Origin of the sequence: Ornithinibacillus salinisoli, from assembly GCF_042684965.1 — a bacterium.
GTDB classification, from domain to species: Bacteria; Bacillota; Bacilli; order Bacillales; family Amphibacillaceae; genus Ornithinibacillus; species Ornithinibacillus salinisoli.
On record NZ_JBHUMI010000007.1, the window covers coordinates 38,530 to 44,913 of the forward strand.

9 protein-coding genes are annotated in these 6,384 nt (G+C 36.2%); 2 read left to right on the forward strand and 7 right to left on the reverse strand.

Features of this window, described 5'->3' with window-relative positions:
• Nucleotides 1–16 precede the first annotated feature (16 nt).
• The 7 genes from ACFSTA_RS03555 to ACFSTA_RS03585 all read right to left on the reverse strand — a co-directional run bounded on the left by ACFSTA_RS03555 (nt 17) and on the right by ACFSTA_RS03585 (nt 4,228).
• Nucleotides 17–799: an ABC transporter permease gene (locus ACFSTA_RS03555; protein WP_377555172.1), complete on the reverse strand. Its 783-nt coding sequence runs from the start codon at nt 797–799 to the stop codon at nt 17–19.
• The gene (locus tag ACFSTA_RS03560; protein ID WP_377555173.1) at nt 799–1,719 is read right to left on the reverse strand and encodes an ABC transporter ATP-binding protein; all 921 of its coding nucleotides are present in this window, start codon (nt 1,717–1,719) and stop codon (nt 799–801) included. Before ACFSTA_RS03560 ends, ACFSTA_RS03555 begins: the two co-directional genes overlap by 1 nt.
• Nucleotides 1,720–1,847: 128 nt before the next feature.
• On the reverse strand, nt 1,848–2,282 hold the full coding sequence (locus ACFSTA_RS03565) for an NUDIX hydrolase (protein WP_377555174.1): 435 nt from the start codon (nt 2,280–2,282) through the stop codon (nt 1,848–1,850).
• Nucleotides 2,283–2,306: 24 nt separating this feature from the next.
• Nucleotides 2,307–2,444, reverse strand: coding sequence for a hypothetical protein (locus ACFSTA_RS03570; RefSeq protein ID WP_377555175.1), 138 nt, complete (start codon nt 2,442–2,444; stop codon nt 2,307–2,309).
• A gap of 34 nt (nt 2,445–2,478) precedes the next feature.
• Nucleotides 2,479–2,721, reverse strand: a complete 243-nt coding sequence (locus tag ACFSTA_RS03575; protein ID WP_377555176.1) for a hypothetical protein — start codon at nt 2,719–2,721, stop codon at nt 2,479–2,481.
• A 19-nt stretch (nt 2,722–2,740) separates the two neighbouring features.
• Nucleotides 2,741–2,899, reverse strand: coding sequence for a hypothetical protein (locus ACFSTA_RS03580; RefSeq protein WP_377555177.1), 159 nt, complete (start codon nt 2,897–2,899; stop codon nt 2,741–2,743).
• Nucleotides 2,900–2,983: 84 nt separating this feature from the next.
• Nucleotides 2,984–4,228 (reverse strand): MFS transporter, encoded by a 1,245-nt coding sequence (locus tag ACFSTA_RS03585; RefSeq protein ID WP_377555178.1) that lies wholly within the window; start codon nt 4,226–4,228, stop codon nt 2,984–2,986.
• A 302-nt stretch (nt 4,229–4,530) separates the two neighbouring features.
• Here ACFSTA_RS03585 and ACFSTA_RS03590 point away from each other — a divergent pair, with 302 nt between their 5' ends.
• Complete coding sequence (locus ACFSTA_RS03590) at nt 4,531–5,025, forward strand: sigma-70 family RNA polymerase sigma factor (RefSeq protein WP_377555179.1); 495 nt, start codon at nt 4,531–4,533, stop codon at nt 5,023–5,025.
• A complete protein-coding gene (locus ACFSTA_RS03595) occupies nt 5,022–6,158 on the forward strand; it encodes an anti-sigma factor (protein WP_377555180.1) in 1,137 nt (378 codons plus the stop codon). The genes ACFSTA_RS03590 and ACFSTA_RS03595 overlap by 4 nt, the downstream gene beginning before the upstream one ends.
• The last annotated feature ends 226 nt before the right edge of the window (nt 6,159–6,384 follow it).

The window sequence follows — 6,384 nt, forward strand, 5'->3', positions numbered from 1 at the left end:
CATTTCAATCTATGGCTCACCCATTTTGGTCTGCAAACCTCCAATAGGCTAATGTACTAGAAATCCCTATAATACTAGTCACCAATACGATGACTAGACCTGTATTACTTAATATATTTCCTTCCCCACTAACATTGCTAAACATTGCCGGGATCGCCCATGGAAAATAACTGCCATAGCCAATAGCAGCAATAATCTGTGACAATATTAATGTCATGATAACATAGCCTATCGGCGCTAAGTATCCTTTTCCGTAGCATGCTAGCAAAGCAACAGGAGTACTTAAGAGTATAGTTAGTACGGAGCTTACTACAAGTACATATAATCCATGATGCCACACTTCTACCGACCATTGAGGTAATCCTATAACTCCTCCAATAATTAATCCAATAATGATTACCCATGCTATTAAAAGGAATGACCAAATGAACGCAGTAATAAATTTTGCTACCGGAACATATATCCTTGGAAAAGGAAGGGCAAGCAAATCCTTTACCGTTCGATCAGCAAACTCACTGCCAAATATCCAGCTATTTATAAATCCAAATACAAATAACCCACCGATAGCGACACCTTGTGCAAGCAGGCCAAAATAAGATGGCCAATCGGCAGCTCCTGCGAGTTGTGCTTTTGCTCCCAAAACACCTGATTGTTCAGCAAAATCAGGGTGTTTTAACACAAACATAAAAAAACCACCCATGATTGGTAATAGTGTGAAAGCGACAAACGTAATCCAAATTACTTTTGATCTACGAGATTTAAGTAACTCTGATGCAACTAATTTACCTATTTGATTCATTAGGCTCCCCCCTTCTCCCCTATCACACGTAAAAAGTAGGATTCCAAATCCTCTTCTTCAACGAGGAGTAACGTTGGTGGATGATTTCCCTTTACTAAAGCTTTTGCTATATTTTCTGGATGGTTCACTGCATCCTCACTTTGTGTTTCCAGCACTCCGTTTTCGTTTTCCCAAAAATCATATCCTAAACCAGCTAGCGTTATCTTTGCTTCATTTCTATCCTTCGTATTTATTAATAGCTTTACAATACGGTTCTTGTCTAGTTCCTCTTTTCTAAGCTCCTGTACTAACTGTCCTTGATGAATAATACCTATCTTGGTTGCGATTTTAGAAATTTCACCTAAAATATGGCTAGATATAAATATAGTGGTTCCCTTTTTGTAAGCTAGTTCTTGCAATAACTCCCTAATTTCTACAATTCCAGCAGGGTCCAAACCGTTTGTAGGCTCATCCAATAATAATACCTGAGGTTCGTGAAGAAGAGCTTTTGCGATACCAAGGCGTTGACTATTTCCCATGGATAAATGTTTTGCCTTTCTATGTTCATAAGGGATAAGATCCAAGCGTTCAATCACACGATCTATCGTGGATTTATCTTGAATTTTATGGTGGTTACTAGCAATTTCTAGATTTTCTCTTACCGTAAGATCCGGATATGCATAAGGTGTCTCCACCATATACCCCACTTGTTTCCATATCTCATAATTACCAGCACTTACTTTCTGCCCATTAACAAAGCATGAACCGGAAGAAGGACGAATCATTCCTAACAACATACGAATCGTTGTCGTTTTCCCAGCACCATTCAATCCCAAAAAACCATATATTTCTCCCCTTTTTACTTGTAAACAAACGTTTTCAACTGCCTTAACACCTTTATAGCTTTTGGAGAGATTCTCCGTATAAATGATATTATCCATCATTATACCCCCTCTAGATGTAGCAAATGATTAGGAACAGGAGTTGTCTAGGAAATACGAAATTGATTCGAATCCATTTCAACCTACCACCTGTTGTCTAATTCTTTCTTCTCATCAGTACACCTGTTTTACAACGACTTATTTTTTTCTAGCAAACGATCTGCAAGTTTCATGTTATTCTTAAGAAAAATTGGTATATCAGTATGAGCAAGAATCTCATTCGTTGTCATCCAAATTACTTCATCAACCTCTTCTGGACTTTTTGCATAAGGTTCCCCTGATTTATATTGACACAAAAAAACAATGTCAATTACATGGACTCCCGTATCCGCAATAAATGAAGAACTATTGACATAATGGAGGTTTGTAACCTCAACCCCAACTTCTTCACGTATTTCTCTTTGTAATGTCCTTTCCAGAATATCGGTAGAGTCACCCTCCAACTCACATTTTCCACCAACGAGTGATAGCATTCCGGGAGCATGCTCCTCATTATTACTTCTTCGTATTAATAGCCACTTACCATCTTTATAAATCGCTCCCTCAACATTAACGATAAACATGTAATTCCCCCATTATTTTACCTACTATTTCTGATTTTTTATTTCTTCACGAAGTTTTTTAATCTCATCGGTTTGAGTAAGGAGATTAAGATTCACTCTACGTAGAGCATCATATATAGCAAATATCCCTCCAACCACAATCCCTGCAAATAAAAGTTCCATTTGACTCCCCCTAATGTCCACAAGTTAATAATTACTATGACAAGTAAGTTAAACTAATTGATATACACGCAATCAAAATCAATCCGAAAATAACTATAACTTTACCACTTTCGTATCGAAAAAATAAATAAACAAAACTTATATATGTAATAATAGCAAATGAAAAAAACAATATCCCTGATATACGTTCTTCGCCTGCATAATCACCCAAGATTAAGTGTAAAATTGTTATAATATAGGAGATAATTCCAAATCGATAATGAAGTTTTTTGTCCACAAAATCCCCCCAGTTACTTCTATTTTTCTATATCTCTGTACATACTCATTGCTCCATAATCAAATATAGTCATCGAAAATTTTATATCTACAATCTCTTTCGAACTATTGTTAAGAAACTCATTAATTTTTTTATCAAATCCTGATTCCGTCAAACTTCTAATTGTTTTTATCTTCAAAAGTAAAGCTCCTTCCCCACTTAAACAAAATGAAGTATATCATTCTTTACGAAATTTAAGGATAAACGTTTCACTTTTCTGTCGTCATGCCCTCTTCTTCACTTTTTCCATATTTACAGCTGTTGAATTCTTACTATTTAAATGGTGAAATACTGGTAAGAAAAAGGAAATGATTGTAACTATGACAACGAAACCACCCATGATGTTGAATAGAGAAGGAATACTCCAGGCTTCAGCAATAACCCCACCTATAAACGCACCCACTGGCATCCCAGCCTGAGCCAGTAAAATCCGTACTGCAAAAACTCTGCCGCGCAATTCATTAGGTACCGTCCGTTGGTACATCGTTGTGTTATTAATATTAAAAACAATCATACAGAACCCCGTAATAGCAATAAACAGAATTGCAAACGGAAAAGAACTTACAAACCCTAATGAAGCCATACACAATCCTATTATCATCATAGATCCCAGCATTACTTTTCTACGATTTTCAGGTTCCTTAGTCATTCCCATTACAAGCGAAGCCAATATCATTCCAACGGAGAAAAAAGAGGTAAATAATCCATACTGAATCGGACCTCCTCCTAATATTTCTGTAACATACGGTAAGAACATAGGGGATATAGCACCATTTGTAAAATTGGCCATCATGAGTAACAACCCAACTCCAAGAAGCACTGGATTGATACGATAAAATTTTAAACCAGCTTTAAATTGCTTCCACCACGTTTCCTTCGTTTCAGACAAGGTCACTTGTTTGTTCGGAAGATAAAGTAATACCAATCCGGCGACACCCATTACTCCTACTAATAACAGGAGAACAGCTTGAGCCCCTAGCCATTGTAAGATCACTCCCCCTAAGGGTGGCCCAATAAGGAACATTACTTGCATGGATCCCTCTAATAATGAATTCCCTTTGTTCAAACGATCCTTCGGTAAAATTTCCGCTACAAAAGCCATACTGGAAGGACGAAACAATGGCTCAGCAATCCCAATCATAATAGCGGTTACATATAAATGCCATACATGCAATTCGCCAATTGAAAAAGTGATCGTTGGAATAAGGAATGCAATTGCACGCAACCATTCTGAAACGACCATAACCTTCTTCCGATCCCACCGATCTAAATACGGTCCAGACCATAGCTGTGTAATTAGGCTAGGCACCATCTGAGTAACCCATATGCTACCCATTGCCACTAATGAACCAGTAAGTTCATACACTAACCATGACATAATAAAGGTAGCAAATGTCCCCCCCAAACCAGAAGCGGTTTGCCCTAAGAGTAAAAAAACAAAAGAACGATTTCGAAATAAATCAGCCATATTTTCTCCTCATTTCCCAAATTCCTTTATTTGTAGTTATTATGTATCTACGTACTAGATTTAATATTTGCTATTCACGGAATATTGTTTTGTCATTATAATTTTATCATAATTAGTTAAAATCTCCTTATTAATATTTTCAATTTTCTAATTCAATGTTTTCTGCAGCAATATATTAGATTTTGCCTAGTAAACACTATAGAAATCTATTATTCTTTAATAAATACACCATGAAATTAATCATTAAATTATTGTAACCTTTTTATTTTTTATCCGTGTTATTAACGAGGGGGAAGAAAATAGTGAAAAGTAATATAGATGGTATTTATAATATGTATTTCCATGATATTTATCGTTTCCTTCTCTCTCTTTGTCATAATCATCATACAGCAGAGGACCTTGTACAAGAAACCTTCTTTCGGGCACATTTATACCTTGAAAACTATGATGGAAAAAACGTTAAAACATGGTTATTCACCGTTGCACATAATGCCTTTATTGATTATTACCGAAAGCAGAAACGAACAGATATTAAAGACCAAAGTTTCTTTTTATCCCTATTTGATAAGAAGAAAGCCATTGAAGATACGGTTGTCATACATGAAGAAGTGCAAGAAATAATCGACAGGTTATCCAACTTACCAGATAAACATAAATATGCTGTGCTTTTACATGATTTTCATGGTCTTTCTTATATGGAAGCTGCACAAGTTATGAATATAAAACAACCCTATTTTAAAGTCTTATTATTTCGTGGTAGGCAAGCGATTAGAAATAGAAAGGCGGGAAGAAAATGAGCCAGGAATTCAAAAGAAAACTAGCTGCGTATGAAAAAGGAGAACTTACAGGCAAAGTATTAGAGGATTTTGAAAAGGAATTGGAAAAACTAGAAAGTTACCATGAACTACTAGAAGATGATACAGATAAACAACCAACGACTATTTTAAGTAATAAAAAACAGAAAAAAATTATGAAAAGAGGTAAATGGAAGGCTAGAATACAAACTGCGTTTACTGCTATTGGGATATTTATTATTTTTACGATAGTTTCCAGCATACTTACTGCAATTTATTATTCATGGGGAAATCCGGACCGAGTTGATGTCTTTAGAGGCATTATTGACCACACGTTGACAGTAACAGATCCTTATGGATATCTCGGAGGTACAAGCATGAATTCGAAAGCTTATTATGGCCTAGAAGCAACTAGAGATATCAATAAAAAAGTTGGCAATGAATCAATAAAAGTTGGTGAATTAGAGATTAATTTTATCCTCTCCTTAATGGGAATGCCAGAAGAAGACTATCTTGGAAAGATAACTCAAAACCAACCATCCTTTTTCTATCCTGGAGATGCCAATGGAAACATGTCAGATTGGAATAAATTAGATAAACTCCCAGAGGGTACCGTTGTTTCTGCCTATATATCATTTGATGAACTAATGGAAACAAAAGAAGTGGAACAACTTTTTGCAAATAAAGAGATGAACCTTTTATGGTTAGTGGTTGATACGGGTTTGGAGGGAACAGACGATTGGTATGTTTTTGAGCCGATTGGCTTTCCAAGCTCACCCATTTGGCATGACGATGACATGATTTTACAATCTAGCGAAGAAGAAAAAGGTTTGTTTGGTAGTGGCACGAAATCGGAGAGTTATTCATCACCTGGATATCATGAAGGCGATCAAAGCGTTCTCCATGAACAATTTTTGAAAACATTAAATTTCCTAAAAGAACATGAACGTAAGGCGAATAATTTAGTATTTGGGAAGTTAAGACTATCCGAACGAATTGATTATCTTGAAAAAAACGGAATACAGCATTATGGTGTGGTAATTACAGGACCGACTAAGGAAATATTAAAACTTCAGGATGAACCAAGGGTAAGCGCATTAGAAGTAGATGAAGTTGAATTTTGGAACTGGGATTAAGTTTCATTAGGAATAACATCCACTTTCCTATTTAGAAATGACTTTAAAAAAGCAACGGCATTTTATGCGTTGTTTTTTTAAGTAATGGAAATTATTCGCAGTTGATGTAAAATGCGCAGTAACTTAATATGTTGGTTGGTGCCTTTACCTCGCTCCAGAAATACACTTCGCTTTCCGCGGGCGGCTGGTGAGCCTCCTCGTGCTGGCGCACTGTGGGGTCTCACCG